At 34.7% G+C, this 16735-nt stretch carries 13 protein-coding genes and 1 tRNA gene; 6 read left to right on the plus strand and 8 right to left on the minus strand.

Translation table 11 applies throughout. From position 1 onward, the window contains the following. Positions 1-215: 215 nt before the first annotated feature. Both era and DFQ03_RS16420 read right to left on the minus strand, forming a co-directional pair. Positions 216-1100 carry a GTPase Era gene (gene era, locus DFQ03_RS16415; protein ID WP_133674333.1) on the minus strand — a complete coding sequence of 295 codons (885 nt, stop codon included), beginning with the start codon at positions 1098-1100 and terminating at the stop codon, positions 216-218. Next, positions 1087-2451 (minus strand): alanine/glycine:cation symporter family protein, encoded by a 1365-nt coding sequence (locus DFQ03_RS16420; RefSeq protein WP_133674334.1) that lies wholly within the window; start codon positions 2449-2451, stop codon positions 1087-1089. Before DFQ03_RS16420 ends, era begins: the two co-directional genes overlap by 14 nt. 194 nt (positions 2452-2645) lie before the next feature. On the opposite strand from DFQ03_RS16420, the gene DFQ03_RS16425 reads away from it, so the two are divergent. Then, positions 2646-2718: transfer RNA gene (locus tag DFQ03_RS16425), tRNA-Met, on the plus strand. A gap of 41 nt (positions 2719-2759) precedes the next feature. Here the strand turns inward: DFQ03_RS16425 and DFQ03_RS16430 are convergent. From DFQ03_RS16430 to DFQ03_RS16445, 4 genes are all read right to left on the minus strand, one after another. Further along, positions 2760-5057, minus strand: coding sequence for a DNA topoisomerase 3 (locus DFQ03_RS16430; RefSeq protein ID WP_133674335.1), 2298 nt, complete (start codon positions 5055-5057; stop codon positions 2760-2762). Between the two features lie 277 nt (positions 5058-5334). Next, positions 5335-5775 carry a DsrE family protein gene (locus DFQ03_RS16435; protein WP_133674336.1) on the minus strand — a complete coding sequence of 147 codons (441 nt, stop codon included), beginning with the start codon at positions 5773-5775 and terminating at the stop codon, positions 5335-5337. A 107-nt stretch (positions 5776-5882) separates the two neighbouring features. Then, the gene (locus tag DFQ03_RS16440) at positions 5883-6311 is read right to left on the minus strand and encodes a response regulator (RefSeq protein ID WP_133674337.1); all 429 of its coding nucleotides are present in this window, start codon (positions 6309-6311) and stop codon (positions 5883-5885) included. A 709-nt stretch (positions 6312-7020) separates the two neighbouring features. Then, a complete protein-coding gene (locus DFQ03_RS16445; protein ID WP_133674338.1) occupies positions 7021-7461 on the minus strand; it encodes a BLUF domain-containing protein in 441 nt (146 codons plus the stop codon). Between the two features lie 230 nt (positions 7462-7691). Here DFQ03_RS16445 and DFQ03_RS16450 point away from each other — a divergent pair, with 230 nt between their 5' ends. Further along, the gene (locus DFQ03_RS16450) at positions 7692-8165 is read left to right on the plus strand and encodes a hypothetical protein (RefSeq protein WP_133674339.1); all 474 of its coding nucleotides are present in this window, start codon (positions 7692-7694) and stop codon (positions 8163-8165) included. A 110-nt stretch (positions 8166-8275) separates the two neighbouring features. Further along, complete coding sequence (locus DFQ03_RS16455; protein WP_133674340.1) at positions 8276-8785, plus strand: peroxiredoxin-like family protein; 510 nt, start codon at positions 8276-8278, stop codon at positions 8783-8785. 89 nt (positions 8786-8874) lie between these two features. Here DFQ03_RS16455 and DFQ03_RS16460 read toward each other — a convergent pair whose 3' ends face one another. Together DFQ03_RS16460 and DFQ03_RS16465 are read right to left on the minus strand one after the other, a co-directional pair. Then, positions 8875-9591, minus strand: a complete 717-nt coding sequence (locus tag DFQ03_RS16460) for a ribonuclease activity regulator RraA (protein WP_133674341.1) — start codon at positions 9589-9591, stop codon at positions 8875-8877. A gap of 7 nt (positions 9592-9598) precedes the next feature. Next, positions 9599-10582: a sugar phosphate isomerase/epimerase family protein gene (locus tag DFQ03_RS16465; RefSeq protein ID WP_133674342.1), complete on the minus strand. Its 984-nt coding sequence runs from the start codon at positions 10580-10582 to the stop codon at positions 9599-9601. Positions 10583-10756: 174 nt separating this feature from the next. Here DFQ03_RS16465 and DFQ03_RS16470 point away from each other — a divergent pair, with 174 nt between their 5' ends. The 3 genes from DFQ03_RS16470 (at position 10757) to DFQ03_RS16480 (ending at position 16734) form a co-directional block, all read left to right on the plus strand. Next, positions 10757-13075: a chondroitinase-B domain-containing protein gene (locus tag DFQ03_RS16470; protein WP_133674343.1), complete on the plus strand. Its 2319-nt coding sequence runs from the start codon at positions 10757-10759 to the stop codon at positions 13073-13075. A gap of 25 nt (positions 13076-13100) precedes the next feature. After that, positions 13101-14153, plus strand: a complete 1053-nt coding sequence (locus DFQ03_RS16475) for a polysaccharide lyase family 7 protein (protein ID WP_133674344.1) — start codon at positions 13101-13103, stop codon at positions 14151-14153. 244 nt (positions 14154-14397) lie between these two features. Then, positions 14398-16734, plus strand: coding sequence for a chondroitinase-B domain-containing protein (locus tag DFQ03_RS16480; protein ID WP_133674345.1), 2337 nt, complete (start codon positions 14398-14400; stop codon positions 16732-16734). Position 16735 lies beyond the last annotated feature (1 nt).

A 16735-nucleotide genomic window follows, 5' to 3' on the forward strand; every position in this document is an offset into this window, starting at 1 on the left:
ATCGGGGATTTTACACACTTAATCGATAAATCAAAAATAGACTATTCTTTTTAAAACCACGAATTAAATCTTAGTTTGAGGTACTAATAATTTGAAAAAAGTCAATAAACAAAGGCGACAAAATCCAATCGTCTGACAACTAGACACTCCTAGAATATCAAATTTAATGACTGAATTAAAAAATAAAGGTAATATTAGCTTAGCCCATCAATTGACTACTTATTATATCCAAAGCGCTTCAATTGACGAGCATTACTTCGCCAATTTTTATTCACCTTTACGTATAACTCTATATGGACTTGCTTTCCAAAAAACTTCTCTAAATCTTTTCTTGATTCTACACCTACTTTTTTCAATGCCGCACCTTTATGACCTATGATAATCCCCTTCTGAGAATCGCGCTCAACCATTATTACCGAGCGCATACGAATGATATCATCATCTTCAAAAAACTCTTCAGTTTCAATTTCTACGGCGTACGGAATTTCCTTTTTATAGTTCAATAAAATTTTCTCACGTATGGTTTCATTTACAAAAAAACGCTCTGGCTTATCTGTTAATTGGTCTTTTGGATAATATGCAGGAGATTTAGGCAACAATTCTATAATACGCTCAAATACACCTTTAACATTAAAATTAGATAATGCAGAAATAGGATGCAGCTCTACACTTGGTAACATTTCTTGCCAATACTGAACTTGCTCTTCTAACAACTCTTGTGAAGCAGTATCTACTTTATTTAAAAGCAACAAAACTGGAATCTTGCTATTCTTTATTTTCTCAAAAAAAGCTTCATCTTTTAATGCTTTCTCCCCTATCTCAACCATATAAAGAAGTACATCGGCATCTTCGAATGCAGATTTCACAAAATCCATCATACTACTTTGAAGTTGGTATGCTGGTTTTATAATACCAGGAGTATCAGAAAGAATCATTTGAAAATCATCCCCATTGACAATTCCTAAAATACGGTGCCTTGTTGTTTGCGCCTTTGATGTTATTATGGATAATTTCTCACCCACAAAAGCATTCATCAATGTTGATTTACCAACATTAGGATTACCAATAATATTTACGAAGCCTGCCTTATGATCTGCCATCTCTATACTTTAAAATATATTTCTTCAATTCTACATTTACCTTTGGAGCCAACAAAAGTACGGCAATCATATTCGGTATCACCATTAAGGCATAGGACAAATCAATTAAATTCTTTACCAACTCTAATGATGCCACTGCGGCAAAGACAATCATAATCACAAAATACCAATTATAAAACCGACCTATTTTGGCGTTGGTCAAAAATGACAATGATTTTACTCCATAATAAGAATAGGTAAATAAGGTAGATAATGCAAAGGCAGTTACAATAACCATTAACAGCACATCTCCCCAACCAAACAATGTTCTTTCGAATGCAGATAACGTCATTACAATTCCACTAGAATCCTCCAAATATGCACCACTAAGTATAATCACAATTGCCGTAAACGTACATACTAGAATAGTATCTATAAACGGACCTAACATCGCCACCAATCCTTCACGAATAGGTTCGTCATTTTTAGACTGCCCATGGTACATTGGTGCACTACCCAAACCCGCTTCGTTAGAAAACATCGCCCTACGAACACCAATAATAACCAGACCCCAAAATCCGCCAGTTGCCAATGATTTAAAGTTCCAAGCTTCGGTAATTATCATTTTTAGAGCTGGTACTATTTGTTCAGAATTCAGCGCCATTACCACTATTACTGCAATTAAATATACTGCCACCATAAACGGCACAATTGCAGAAGCCACTTTCGCAATTTTTGTTAAACCGCCGAAAATCACAAAGGATGTAACCACGGCCAACACAAGACCAATGGTCCATTTCCAATTCTCATCGCTCATTTCCATAATAGTCGCCCCAGGATCAACTACACTCATAAATGTTTCCGTAAACTGATTAGCAGTAAACACGCCTAAAAAACCGAATAAACCACAAACGGCAAAAAATATAGCTAACGGTCTAGCTTTTTCTCCCAGTCCCTTGGTGATATAGTACATTGGACCACCCTGCAACTTGCCATCAGAATCTGTACCGCGATACATTATTGCCAGACTACAAGAATAGAATTTTATACACATACCTATTAATGCGGTCATCCAGATCCAAAAAACCACCCCCGGACCACCGTCATGAATAGCAATGGCTACTCCTGAAATATTGCCTAAACCAACCGTTGCAGCTACCGCTGCCGATAACGCTTGAAAGGAACTCACATCTCCTTTTGAATCTTTATTATCATATTTACCTGCAGTAATGGCAATTGCATGCCCAAAAAAACGATAAGGCATTAACTTAGAGTAAAATACGAGAAAGAGTCCGCCCCCTATCAATAAAAGGAACATTGGCCACTCGGTATAAGGCAGTGCACTGGCTATAAAGTCATTAATTGTATCCATATATATGTAAAAAACCGAAGTTATGGATTTAATGTATTTTAATAGATACTGCTCTCAAAAAATATTCTTTAAATAAGTTTGGAATTTAGAGAAAATGTGTTGTATATTTGCAGCCCGTTACAAATAGTAGCGTACTTTTATCTCGTCAGCTTAATGACCTGAAGTTGCAAGACAAGTGAGATAAAAACCCATATCGCGGGGTAGAGCAGTAGGTAGCTCGTCGGGCTCATAACCCGAAGGTCGCTGGTTCGAGTCCAGTCCCCGCTACTAAGAAAAAAGCCACTGAAAATTCAGTGGCTTTTTTATTTCTACTTCCCTCTAAATATTTCAAAAACCAACTCTTTGGTCAATGGTCGACCTTTTGCTTTTTCACGTATAGTATCAAAACTAAATCGAAAGTCGCAACCTGCTTTGTATTCACTACAACCATAAGCCGATTTTCCTTTTAGAATAATGCCCTTACCGCATTTCGGACAACTATTTTCTTCGGATATATTCTTTGCCTGAACTTTTGTTTTCTTGGGTTCTAATTTTAGCTTAAAGCTTTCATCAAATCTAACTAGGCCTTCAACTGTTGCATTGTTGACTTTAAAGCCTTTTAAGTTTACTGTAGAACCTTTTTGAAACAGCCTAATATATTGCTTTTCCGATATAGTTTTACCTTCAAACTTAAAGGGTATTACGAAATCGCACGTCTTCTTAAACTCAGAACAACCATAAGCCGATTTACCCTTTCGGATGGTGCCTTTTTTACATTTAGGACAAACTTCAGATGTTAACCCTGTAGTCTTTTCAATTGACCTCTTCTTAGCCGCTGCTACTGGCTTATTATTTACTGCCGAAATATTAGCCTTTCTTGTTTCACTTCGAACATCGTAGACCAATTGATCTACCATTTGTTTCATCTGCTTGATAAAACTGCCTGCACTAAAAGTGCCTTTTTCAATATCTTTCAGCTGCTTTTCCCATTTACCTGTAAGCTCGGCAGATTTCAGCATTTCATTTTGAATAGTATCTATTAACTGAATTCCTGTAACCGTGGGAATGACTTGCTTTTTATTTCGCTTTATATATTTTCTACGAAATAATGTTTCGATGATATTCGCACGTGTTGAAGGTCTACCAATACCGTTTTCTTTCATAAGCTCCCGAAGTTCATCGTCATCTACCTTTTTACCTGCAGTTTCCATTGCACGTAAGAGCGAAGCTTCTGTATACTGCTTTGGTGGCTTCGTTTGCTTTTCTAAAAATGAAGGTTTATGTGGTCCTTTTTCACCTTTCTTAAAAGTGGGTAATATTCCAGATTCTTTTGATGGTGCATCGGGTGTTTCGAAAACAACTCGCCATCCTTTTTCTAAAATCTCTTTTCCGGTAGTTTTAAACTTTACTGATTCAGCTTTACCTATGACTGTAGTATTCGAGACTTTACAATCTGGATAGAACACCGCAATAAAACGACGGACAATTATATCATAAACCTGCTGCTGGTTGAATTGCAAGTTTATTTGTTGACCAGTAGGTATAATTGCGTGGTGATCTGTAACCTTACTATCGTCAAAAACCTTTTTTGTTTTCTTTAATTTCTTACCTTCAAGAGGCTTCGTTAACGTATCGTAATTCGACAAGTTCTTTAGTATTCCCGGTACTTTAGGGTACACATCATTTGGTAAAAATGTCGTATCTACTCTTGGGTAGGTCACTACTTTTTGCTCATATAATTTCTGAACAATTTTTAACGTCTCGTCTGCACTAAATCCGAATTTAGTATTACAATAAACTTGTAACCCTGTTAAATCGAAAAGCTTGGGTGCATATTCATTACCTGCTTTTTTGGAAGTGGAAACAATTTCGAAATCGTGTTCTTTTACAATATTGGCAAGTTTTTCGCCATCTTCTACTTTAAGAAATCGTCCTTCTTCATAACTGAACAAAGTCTCACGATATAATGTCTGTAACTCCCAATAAGGTTGTGGCTTAAAATTTTCTATCTCTTTAAACCGGTCTACTAGCATTGCCAAGGTTGGTGTTTGCACACGCCCAACGGACAGTACTTGTTTGTAGCCACCATGTTTTAAAGTGTACAAACGGGTAGCGTTCATACCCAAAAGCCAATCACCAATTGCACGAGAAAAACCTGCGTAATATAAATTATCGTAATCTGTAGATGATTTTAAATTATTGAATCCTTCTTTTATAGCTTCAGTGGTAAGTGAAGAAATCCAAAGTCTTTCAACTTTACCTTTGTAGTTTGCTTGATTTAATACCCAACGTTGAATTAATTCACCTTCTTGCCCGGCATCACCACAGTTGATAACAACATCAGCTTTATCGAATAATTTCTTAATAATTTTAAACTGTTTTTGTATTCCAGCATCTTTAGTCACTTTGGTTTCAAAATGCTCGGGTAACATTGGTAGGTTATTCAAATTCCAACTTTTCCAATGTGGTTTGTAATCGTTTGGCTCCTTTAGTGTGCAAAGGTGCCCGAAGGTATAGGTTACCGCGTAGCCATTACCTTCATAGTAGCCATCATGCTTGGAATTTGCCCCAAGAACGGAAGCGATTTCTCGCGCTACAGATGGTTTTTCGGCAATACAGACTTTCATTTTATGAATTGAAAATTATAGATTTAGGCAGGGGTATTGGTCGAAGCAGTCATGGTTATTCATGAAACGAATACTCACAACTGTCGAAAATTATTATTTGGACAAATATAGAAATTGTTTGTTATAGGTAATCCTATATAAAAAGCTTCTAAAACTCGATTTTAGAAGCTTTTTCAATTTAGTTATTTAGCTAAAAAAAATATGCCAATAATTTAAAACATGTAAGTACAAATGCCCTTACAAGAACAAATAGGGTAATTTCTGTTTTTATTTATGCTTAGTAGGTTAACGTATTGTAACCGTTTGCTTGTAATTGCAAAACACGTATCGAGGCAGTCGGGGTAATATCGAGACCGTCAAAAAGTGATTCTTCTGCTACACCTAGTTTTTCCATAGCAACACTACATATGCTTACTTTTACCTTACCCTTATATTTTTGAAAGAACGTTTCAAGCTCTGAATCTTTAGTCAATAAAGTAACTACTTTTCCTTTGACCACAATTTCAAATTCTTCTATTTCTACACCGTTTTCAATAAGAAGGTCATACATACTTAGTACTCCCTTAAAATGCCTTTCTGTAGTTAGTATAAAGCCATATTTAGGTGTTTTCTGTAAATCGGCAACAGCTTGTTGGTCTAATTTTTTTTGACCATATATTTCTGTACCACTAGCAATCATCACGATAACTGCTAAAAGTGTTCGTAAAACATTATTCATAATTTCTATTTTTGATGTATATATCAAATATTTAAAAATACAGAAAATTATTCCCAAATATTAATTAAGGCAGGTGATTACGAACGTAGTGGTAAAGTATTCTTGAATTATATCAAAACAACAAATTCATCTTTCAGTACTACTTCGTCGTTCTTGAACGGTACCTTTCTCAAAGATTTTGACAATAACTTTTTCAATTCTTTTAATGAAGAAGATTTTTTCAAAAACTGATTGGCCCCATCTTCTTTAAGCTGGTTTACTTCTCTATCTCTATAAATTGAAGAATAGGCAATGATGTATATATCCTTGAATTTCTTGAAATTTCTGATATCAATAAGGCATTCAAAACCGTCCATGATAGGCATATATAGATCTAAAAATATTACCTGTGGCAAGTTTACATCAGAGAATAGTTTATCCATTAAATCGACGCCATTATCAAATTGAGATACTTCTGTATTTATATCTATATTCTTCAAAGCTTCCATAAAAAAATCTCGGTCGTCAAAATCGTCATCCGCAATATATATGTTCAATTGTTTCAAATTTATATAATAACAGTCTGTCCCTCAAAATTATATAGAAATAACGCATAAAATTCTACCAATAAAAATGAATTATAACTCAAAAAAATAATTATCATGATTATAATAGAAAAAATAAACTTTTTGTAGTAAAATACTTACAAATATTTTGCGTTAAATACTTAATGATATCTGTTTAATTGATCGAATAAATTATGTCACTTAAAAACTCTAATGAACTTTCATTGATATTACAACAATATCAGCTCGATTATTACACTAAAGGAAATGCGCTTAAAGTTCACTCAATACTTACAAATGTGTTACCCAAAATTGAATTTAATGATGAGAGGTGTCTATTAGAATTTCAAAGGAGATATGAAGATTTAAAATCTATTGAAGATGTAAAAGATATTAATGATTATTCTAAAAAATTTGCAGAAAATTTACTCAAACTTATTTTATTATTAACTAATTCGAAGTTCTTATCTAATATTGACTGAAACAGCTGGCTAATCATAATCAATAGCGTGGCATTTATTTTAAAATGCACCATATACTAAATCAACATCACATAAAAAGTGTAATTACAACAACAATTATATATTGTAATACAGTAAGTTTAATACTTAGATTACTTTCTTTTTAAAAAATAGTGGAGAGCCAAAGTACTGTGTCATAAAATATCTTTTACACTTATGATATACATGAAATAGTAATTCTAATTAAAATTATCATGCCCTATTTTATTCAATAACTCTTTTGCAGCTAGCCAAAATCGTTTAGAAGTTGGATTAGGTACAACCGACATTTCAGGAATCTCAAAATCGGGACTTATCATTAATTTAATATATTGATATGCTTCGTTTGGAAGTTTATCTGAGAGATACGCCATACTCCATGTATCGAACTCCCTTGAATAAATATTACCTTGAGATAGAAGTATTACTTCATAATGGCGTATATCCTCCCTAATTTTTTCGAATAAAGTTAAAACTATCTCGGCATTGCCTTCTAAATATTGTACAAAAAAACCATCATGATAGATAAGACATCCTGTAATATCGTGTTTGCCATTAAAGTCTCTTGATTCCATTAGAATCTCATCCACTTGATTAGGTGTTAGGCTATTGGCAACTGACTTATACACAAGATTGTACATAGAATAAGAAATATAGAACTGCTTAAAACTCTAATAAGATACCAACTTTCAACGAATTATCGCTACATCAAAGTATTATTTTTCTTACAAAAATAATCTACCATTAGGTTTTGATAATAACTACCATAAAAACAACCATTACACACTAAGAGTCAATATTAAATGTGATAGGGACTATTGAAATTTATTTTAAGCTATAATTTTCGAAAAGAATTTTAAATATGAAAATCATGAAAAATAGAATCATAGTTACGTTAGCATTAACTGCTATTTTGACCTCATGTTCGAGCACTAAAAAAACCACTTCAAACGATACGGAAGCCACAACTGTTCAAATGAAGACCGAACAAGATGAATCAACTACGAAAACGACAGAAAGTACTGTTACCACATCACCAATGGTTCATAAGAATATGGCGACACAAATAAACGAATCAACTAGTGCTATGAACAATATTGGGGCTAAAAATAGCTCAAATAGCTTAGGTGCCGAGTATTCGAAAATGTTTACCGCCTTAGGCATGAGCGAAAATCAAATCAGCATTTTTAAATCTTCTATGGAACGTTTTAAAACTAAACAGGCGAATACCGCAAGTGGCGAAATGTTAGGTAGTATAGAAAGTGAGCGTACACGGCAAATGGAAAGTATTTTGTCTAGCGCACAGTATGCTAAATACGAGCAATGGTTGGCAGACAATCAATAAATAGCTATTATCATATTCATGCATTGCATCAACACTAAAAGTTATGCAACAAAGCTTTTGCAAGTGCCTCATGTAACTTTACGGCATACTAATTATAAAGTAATATTATCATGATAAAACCCACAACAGAAGTACCTGATTTAAAAATACCTTTAATCAATGATACGCAATGGAGCTTGTATGATCAAGCCAGTAAATCTTTTACTATGATTGTTTTTTATAGAGGATTGCATTGCCCAGTTTGTAAAAATTATTTGGAAGATCTAGCGACAAAATTGAAAGATTTTAGCGATAGAGGTGTTCACTTAATCGCTGTTAGTAGTGATAGTGAAGAACGAGCAAAGAAAGCAGGAAAAGAATGGAATATACCTGAATTACCTATCGGTTACAATTTATCTATTGAGACTGCTAGAGATTGGGGATTATATGTTTCTAAGAAAACATCGGATAAAGAGCCTGATGAATTTTCAGAGCCTGGATTATTTCTAATTCGCCCTGATAATACATTATATGCAAGTGCTATTCAGACAATGCCATTTGCAAGACCTCATTGGGACGATATTTTGAACGCAATAGATTACGTCAACAAAAACAACTACCCTGCAAGAGGTGGTGAGTAGTATAATTCGAGAATACTTTATATTAAAAAGGGGATTAGTACGGTTATAGCGCTAATCACCTTTTTTTATTATCTACATACTTAAGTCAACTACATGTTATTTGACTTCCATTTTTTGAACTTAGCTTTTGCATCTTCACTAACCATTGGATAAAGACCTATCACAGGTTCACCTCCTTGTACCATTTCCATTACAAAATCTTCATACATCGTCATCTGTATACATTCATCTGCAACCTCATCGGCAAGATGTGCAGGTATTACCATTACTCCGTCATCATCACCAAGAATAATATCACCAGGAAAAACGGCTACATCACCACAACCGATAGGATCATTAATAGCAATAGCTTGGTGCAAGGTTAAATTGGTAGGTGCCGTAGGCCTATTATGGTATGATGAGAAATCTAGGTCGGCAATTTCAGCTGAATCCCTAAACCCGCCATCAGTAACTATACCTTCTGCTTTTCTAACCATAAGTCTGGTTACCAAAATAGATCCTGCAGACGCTGCCCTTGCATTCTGTCTACTATCAATAACCATAACGGATCCTTCTGGGCATTCTTCTACAGCTACCCTTTGCAAATGCTTGGAATCCCTAAAAACAGAAATAGGATTTAAATCTTCTCTAGCAGGTATGTAACGTAAGGTGTAAGCCTCACCCACCATTGTTGGCCTACCTAATTTTAATGGCTTTACGTGTTGTATAAACTGGTTTTTTAGTCCCTTTTTAAATAAACAGGTTGCAACGGTTGCCGTACTTACCTTTCTCAATTTCTCTTTTGTTGCGCTTGCTATCTTGGTCATTATTTTATTATCTAAAATTTATATTATCCGCTCTTTTCCATGCTTCTTTGATAAAGGTTAAATCCTTTTTCATCTTGGCGAACACTTCTTTTTTATCCAACGAAATTACTGTAGCACCTTTTTCCGCTCCACCGAGGTCATATTCTAAATGAAGTGAAATGGGTACATTTATCTTATATTTTTTAAGTAATGAAAAGTATCGATCAAAATCTACCATACCTTCACCTAAAGGGGTGTTGATTGGCTCCCAAATACCATCTTTAATTCCCCATTTAAAATCTTTAATAACTATAGATTTAATATACGGCTGAATACGTCTTAAATCTAATTCCCAACTTTTGCCGCCCTCAACTACTGCATGTCTTATATCGTACTGACATCCTAAAAATTCATTATTAGTTTTTGAAAAAATCGTAGTTAAATCCCAAATCGGTGCCCCTACGTGATTGCCTGCATGATTTTGATAGCATCCGATTATCCCTAATTCCTTATTTAAGATTTCTAAGCTTTTAGCTTGAGTGGAATATGCCGCCAAACTTTCTTCTATTGATTTTTCCTCAGGATAACTCAACCAAGCTGTTCGGTAGTAACCAAAACCTAATTTACTTGCGGTCTCCAAAACTTTTTGTTGTCCGGCATCTGTAATATCCCAAACATTGGTAGTCATCATATTGGGTTTTAACCCATATTTTTTCATTGCTTCTACTACAGTCGGTAAATCGTCATCTACGTTTTCTGGCAACACGTGCCCTTTTGGCCTAACGGTCAAATCCAAACCATTAAAACCTATTTCTGCGGCAGCTGCAGACATCTCATTATAATCAAGAAATTGCAAATGTTTAGAGAATAAGTTTACTTCAATAGTTTCATCTGTATTATAAATAGACTTAATAAAATGATTGTCTAGCTGTACTAAAGGTATGCCTACCAAACCTATAGCTGATTTTTTGGTAAAATTTCTTCTAGAAATACCCTTTTTATTTTCTCTCATTTTTGATATCTCTTTTATATTTTATCAATAGGTTTTGTGTTAATTAGTTGCCATTCTTACAAATATATGTATTTTTGGTCAACCAAACTGGTTAACCAGTTTGGTTGTGGTTATTTAATAAATGACACACCTAATACCTACATTCAGTTTCAAACCAGAATAACAACATAGATAATGAAAAAGTATTTTCTACTATTAAATTCCGTTTTTCTACTCATCTCTTGTAATGAAAAATCAACCAGTAACGCTATCACCGTAAACGATATTATTGAATTGAATTCAGCGATATCTAATGCTAAACCTGGCGACGATATTGTAATGGCTAATGGAGATTGGAAAGATGTAAACATTAAATTTGTTGCCTACGGAAACGAGCAAAAACCAATTACATTACGTGCAGAAACACCTGGTGAAGTTCGAATTACAGGTACTTCTGATTTAAAACTTGCCGGTGAATATTTAATCGTAAATGGTTTACACTTCACCAACGGATCATCACCTTCTTCAGCCGTTATTGATTTTGGTATTAGCCAAGACTCTGTAGCCAATCATAGCAAAATTACCAACAGTGCAATAATAGATTTTAACAAAGCACAGAGAAATCAAACAGATTTGTGGGTATTATTTAAAGGACGACATAATGAACTAGACCATTGCTATATTGCCGGAAAATCTAATAGAGGACCAACAGTTCGAATTGATTTAGCAGGAAACAACAGTATTAAAAATTATCACAAGATTATCAATAACTATTTTGGACCAAGACCTCCAAAAGGCGGACCCAGTGCAGAGACCATACAACTTGGTAATAGCTTTACTTCTATGGCACCTAGCTATACTTTAGTTGCCAATAATTATTTTGAACATTGCAATGGTGAAGTAGAGGTCATCTCTAGTAAATCAAATTTTAATGAATTTAGAAATAATGTATTCTACAAAAGCGAAGGTTCATTGGTAACCAGACATGGCAACTATTGTATGATTGATGGCAATATTTTTATTGGGGATGTAGATTCTGAACAAATTGGTGGCATACGCTTAATTGGTACGGGACATTGGGTTACCAATAACTACTTCTACAATTTAAAGGGACAAACTTTTAGGAGTCCACTTGCCGTAATGAACGGTATTCCAAAATCTCCATTGAATAGGTACCTACAGGTTACCGATGTTGTAGTCGCCAACAATTCATGGGTAAATTGCGTATCGCCTTGGCAATTTGGAGTAGGATCAAATACCGACCAAAAAGATATTTTACCTAAATCAGAGATTAGGTCCGCAACACCTATACGAACTATAGTAGCAAATAACCTTATTTATAATGACAAGGGCGACAAGCAACCTATCATTACTCATGACTCTGTTGATGGTGTTAGTTTTAAAAGTAACGTCATCAACAATCAAGGAATGAAGTTCAAAGATCTTGATGGACTCACACAAAAAGATTTTGGTACTACTGTAACCGATGGTGTTATTTTAATGCCAAATAGTTCATTATCTGATTTTGAACTTTATAATGGATTTGAATTTGATCAAATAAAAGCCGATTTGTTCGGCAACTCTCGAACTGACAATACTATGGTCGGTGCAGTTGTTGGTAAGCCTGTGAACAAAAAGGACATGATGGATATATCTCAATATGGTCCTGACTGGTATGCTAACACAGCTTCTAAAAACGAAATGAACAAAACACATTCAGTAAGTAATGTTGCCGAGTTTACTAGTGCGATTTCAGATGCGATAAGTGGAGATACTATTGTTTTGTCTGCCGAGCGTTACGATATAAATTCATCAATAAAAATTAATAAAGCCATTACGATACTTGCTGCCAAAACTGATGCAAAAGCCACTATTCAATATAAAGGAGCAGCTAAAACTCCGGCTTTTGAAATGAACCCGAAAGGGCAACTTACACTTAAAAATGTTCAACTTATTGGAGATAACGAACAATACGCTTTTGCTAGTTTAAAGAACAACATGTCTAGTCTTTATAACTTAACCGTTCTTGATTGCGAAATATCGAATTTCGATTACGTTTTAAAAGCTTACAAACTATCATTTTCTGAGAACATTACTTTTAAATCTACACAAATTAAAAATTGTGCAAATGGTTTAGACCTGTCTGAAGAGACCGATGATAAAGGTGAATATAATGCTGAAAACATAACCATTGACAACTGCTTGTTTGATAGCGTTGCAAGTAACGTTGTTGATTATTATAGAGGAGGTTATGATGAATCTACCATTGGCGGTAATTTAATTGTTACCAATAGCACGTTTACCAATTGCGGGGCAAAAGCTGAAGAGGGACTACTTCTTAATACTTATGGCATCATCAATGTAAACCTTGCAAACAATAAATTTCTAAACAATAATGTGCAACTAGTTGCTCGATTATGGGGAGCTAAAAACAACAAGGCTTCTGATAACGAAATTACCAAATCCGGTAAGATAATCGTAGAAGAAAACTTACCGCTTAAACTGATGTATTAAATACACACCGGCAAAATATTATAAAATGAAAAAATCAATAATTACCATCATAGCAGTAGTAGCGTTATTTGCCTGTAAAGACAACTCAAAGAAAGCTTCTGACACTACTGAAATATCCACCAACGATAGTATAATAGCCACTACATACCCTAGCGACGTTATTCCGTTTATGGAGGAATGGAAAATTCTCTTAGGTGATGGAACCTATGAAAATAATCTTAAAGATTACGCTAAAGACGATTTCTTCTATGTTGCCAATGACGGAAAAACAGATTGGGTAGTTTACAAAACTCCTAATAGTGGTATTACCTCAAAAACTTCTAGCAATACAAGAACAGAATTAGGACAAAAAGCTCATTGGATACCGGAAACAGGTGGAAAATTAACAGGAACCCTAAAAGTACAGCATGTATCAACTTCTGGCGACGCTAGAGTTGCGGCTTCTTATGCTGTTGTGGTGGGACAAATTCATAGTGATGAGGGACATGAAAATGAACCTATAAAAATATTCTACAAGAAATTTCCCGGACACACAAAAGGTTCTGTTTTCTGGAATTATGAAATTAACACAGAAGGCGACAATTCAAAAAGATGGGACTATTCTTCGGCTGTTTGGGGCAATGACATGTCTGTCGTTGGACCCGATACAAAAACCGCACCGGAAGAACCAGAAAATGGTATTGAATTGGGTCAGGAATTTAGTTACGAAATCAATGTTTACAAAGGCATCATGTATCTTACTTTTAAAAGCGACAACCATGAAACTGTTAGGTTCACTAAGAACTTATTGAAATCAGAATTCACCGAAACATTACCAGAACAGATCAAAACCTTATATGCTTCTATTGGTCGTGATGGTCTGGAACGCGAAAATGCATATGCCGGTGAAATTCAGTATTTCAAACAAGGTGCCTACAACCAAACCAATGGTAAATCTCCTGAAGATAATATCGTTTGGAGTACTGGTGCCGATACTTATGATGGCGATATCGCAAAGCAATATGCAAATGGTGATTATGCAGAAGTTTGGTTCAGAGAGGCGACTGTAGGGGCAGGTACTCCACCGAGCGAAGAATAACCCTAAATTTTCTTATTGGGCTGTCATTCAAGTTGGTCTACATTGTACATAAAACCTTTATTCAATTCAAAAGACTTTTATTTATTGAAAAATTTGTTGGTACTAAAGTTTATCGAATTGACGATTTCAAAATCCAAAATTTATCAAACCGTAATATAAACCACCCTTATTATGTTAAATATTTGCCAGTCTTACAAATATCCTTATTTTTGGTTAACCAATTTGGTTAACCAATTTTTTTTCTATGAGACGATACCACCTTCAATTCTTATCTGCTTTTCTGTGCCTATTATATTCCTTCACCAAACCACAGCATACTCATATTGTAAAAAATGTAGCAGAGTTTACTGCATTGCTTCAAAAAGTACAGCCTGGAGATAGCATAGTTCTTGCCAATGGAATTTGGATGGATTCTGAACTACTCTTCGAAGCAAACGGTACCGCAGAAAAACCCATTACGCTTATCGCAGAAGAAAAGGGAAAAGTGATATTATCTGGTGCTTCAAACCTAAGAATTGCTGGCGACCATTTAATAGTAAAAGGGCTTGTATTCAAAAATGGGTACACTCCTACCAACGCTGTTATTTCCTTTAGAAAAAGCAGGGAACAAATGGCAAATTATTCTCGCCTTACCGAATGTGTAATCGATAATTTCAATAACCCTGAGCGTCAAGTACAAGATTACTGGATTACCATCTATGGAAAAAACAACCGAATTGACCATAACCATATTGCAGGTAAAAAGAATTTAGGGGTTACGATGATTGTTGGTTTAGATACTGAAGATAGTAGAGCAAATAACCATCAAATAGATCACAATTATTTTGGACCACGCCCTACCTACGGAAACAATGGAGGAGAAACCTTAAGAATAGGTACTAGTCATCATGCCTTAGAAAAATCGAACACCTTGGTCGAATCTAACTATTTTGACAGAACAAATGGCGAGCATGAAATCATCTCCAACAAATCTTGTAATAACACCTTTAAATACAACACATTTTTTGAATGCACAGGTACTTTAACCATGCGCCATGGTAATGAAACCTTGGTAGATGGTAATGTTTTTATTGGTAATAATAAACCGAGTACTGGCGGAATTCGTGTTATCAATGAATCTCAAACTGTGATTAACAATTACCATATCGGCTTAACAGGTTATCGTTTTAGAGGTGCTTTTGTAATGATGAACGGCGTACCAAATTCGCCACCAAACAGGTATGTACCCGTTATCGATTCCAAAGTGAACAACAATACTTTTGTAAACTGTGACAATATTCTTTTTGGTGCAGGTAGCGATGCAGAGAGAAGTCAGGCGCCAAGAACTTCAGAATTTTCAGAAAATATCATTTACAACGATACCAAAAAAGATGTTTTTACCATTGATGATGATATTAGCGGTATTACTTTCAACAATAATATTCTTGGTGAAAATTCAGGAACTACTATTAAGGAGGGTTTTAAGAATGCCAAGATTAAATTGGTAAAAGACAAAAACGGATTCCAGATTCCTACTTCAAATAAGATTAAAACTAAAGTTATTATTAGTCCGAATATTGCAACCAAAGAGAATACAGGGGTATCTTGGTATTCAAAAGCAGATAATACAATTGCTCTAAATTCTGGCAGTACCATCAACGTAGCCGCAGGCATTAATACATTATTCGATAAAGTAAAAGAGACGAAAGCAGGTGATATCATCATTCTTGAAGATGGTGGCACTTACTTATTGACCAAGGCTGTTAAAATAAAACACCCATTAACATTCAAGACAGTTGGCAAAGAAAAAGCGACCATCTTATTTGAAAGAATGATGGCTTTTGAAATTGAAAATGGAGGCAGTCTTTCGTTAGAAAACATCACTTTTGATGGTACCAAATCGCCAGATTACGCGGGTAATTCCGTCATAAGTACAAGCAAAAAATCTATGATCGACAATTATAAGTTGTTCATTGATAGATGTGAATTTAAAGATATGATCGTAAACCATTCTTTTGATGTACTGCGCGTTTCTAAAGGAACTTTTGCCGATACTATTAGCATTCAAAACTCTAGCTTCAAAAATATCTCTGGTACCATTGCTGCCCTAGATAAGGAAAGTGATGATATTGGGGCTTATAATGTAGAATACTTTTTAATGAATAATAATGCTATTACAGATTTACAAGGTCCAGCGTTACGATTGTATAGAGGTGGTAAAGATGAAAGTACCTTTGGTCCGTTTTTAGAAATGGAACATAACGTATTTGACCATGTTGGTTACGGTTCTAAAAATAAATATGATGCTACCGTTTCTTTATACGGCGTTCAAGAAACAGCAATAAAAAACAACATTTTTAAAGATAGCAAGGCCATTAACATGCATCTGGTAGTCGGTGAGCCAATTGTCAAAGTTCTTAATAATGCTTTGAGTAATTCAGAAAAACTAATGGTCACCGGCGATCAGAAATACCAAGTGGAAAATCAATGGGAACTAGCCCCTGAGTTTTCAAAAGACACTAATTACTCATTACCTTCAGATTCTCCATTAAAAGGAAAAGGTACTGACGGTAAAGACTTAGGTCTACAAAAAAACGAATAAC

It is taken from the genome of Maribacter caenipelagi, assembly GCF_004364175.1.
Taxonomy (GTDB): Bacteria; Bacteroidota; Bacteroidia; order Flavobacteriales; family Flavobacteriaceae; genus Maribacter; species Maribacter caenipelagi.

What these genes read in the sequence shown, in the direction of transcription:
- DFQ03_RS16470 (WP_133674343.1), top strand. Translation starts at nt 10,757, where the DNA reads ATGAAAAAGTATTTTCTACTATTAAATTCCGTTTTTCTACTCATCTCT.
- era (WP_133674333.1), bottom strand. Translation starts at nt 1,100, where the DNA reads ATGGCAGATCATAAGGCAGGCTTCGTAAATATTATTGGTAATCCTAAT.
- DFQ03_RS16450 (WP_133674339.1), top strand. Translation starts at nt 7,692, where the DNA reads ATGAAAAATAGAATCATAGTTACGTTAGCATTAACTGCTATTTTGACC.
- DFQ03_RS16460 (WP_133674341.1), bottom strand. Translation starts at nt 9,591, where the DNA reads ATGACCAAGATAGCAAGCGCAACAAAAGAGAAATTGAGAAAGGTAAGT.
- DFQ03_RS16455 (WP_133674340.1), top strand. Translation starts at nt 8,276, where the DNA reads ATGATAAAACCCACAACAGAAGTACCTGATTTAAAAATACCTTTAATC.
- DFQ03_RS16430 (WP_133674335.1), bottom strand. Translation starts at nt 5,057, where the DNA reads ATGAAAGTCTGTATTGCCGAAAAACCATCTGTAGCGCGAGAAATCGCT.
- DFQ03_RS16420 (WP_133674334.1), bottom strand. Translation starts at nt 2,451, where the DNA reads ATGGATACAATTAATGACTTTATAGCCAGTGCACTGCCTTATACCGAG.
- DFQ03_RS16480 (WP_133674345.1), top strand. Translation starts at nt 14,398, where the DNA reads ATGAGACGATACCACCTTCAATTCTTATCTGCTTTTCTGTGCCTATTA.
- DFQ03_RS16435 (WP_133674336.1), bottom strand. Translation starts at nt 5,775, where the DNA reads ATGAATAATGTTTTACGAACACTTTTAGCAGTTATCGTGATGATTGCT.
- DFQ03_RS16465 (WP_133674342.1), bottom strand. Translation starts at nt 10,582, where the DNA reads ATGAGAGAAAATAAAAAGGGTATTTCTAGAAGAAATTTTACCAAAAAA.
- DFQ03_RS16445 (WP_133674338.1), bottom strand. Translation starts at nt 7,461, where the DNA reads ATGTACAATCTTGTGTATAAGTCAGTTGCCAATAGCCTAACACCTAAT.
- DFQ03_RS16475 (WP_133674344.1), top strand. Translation starts at nt 13,101, where the DNA reads ATGAAAAAATCAATAATTACCATCATAGCAGTAGTAGCGTTATTTGCC.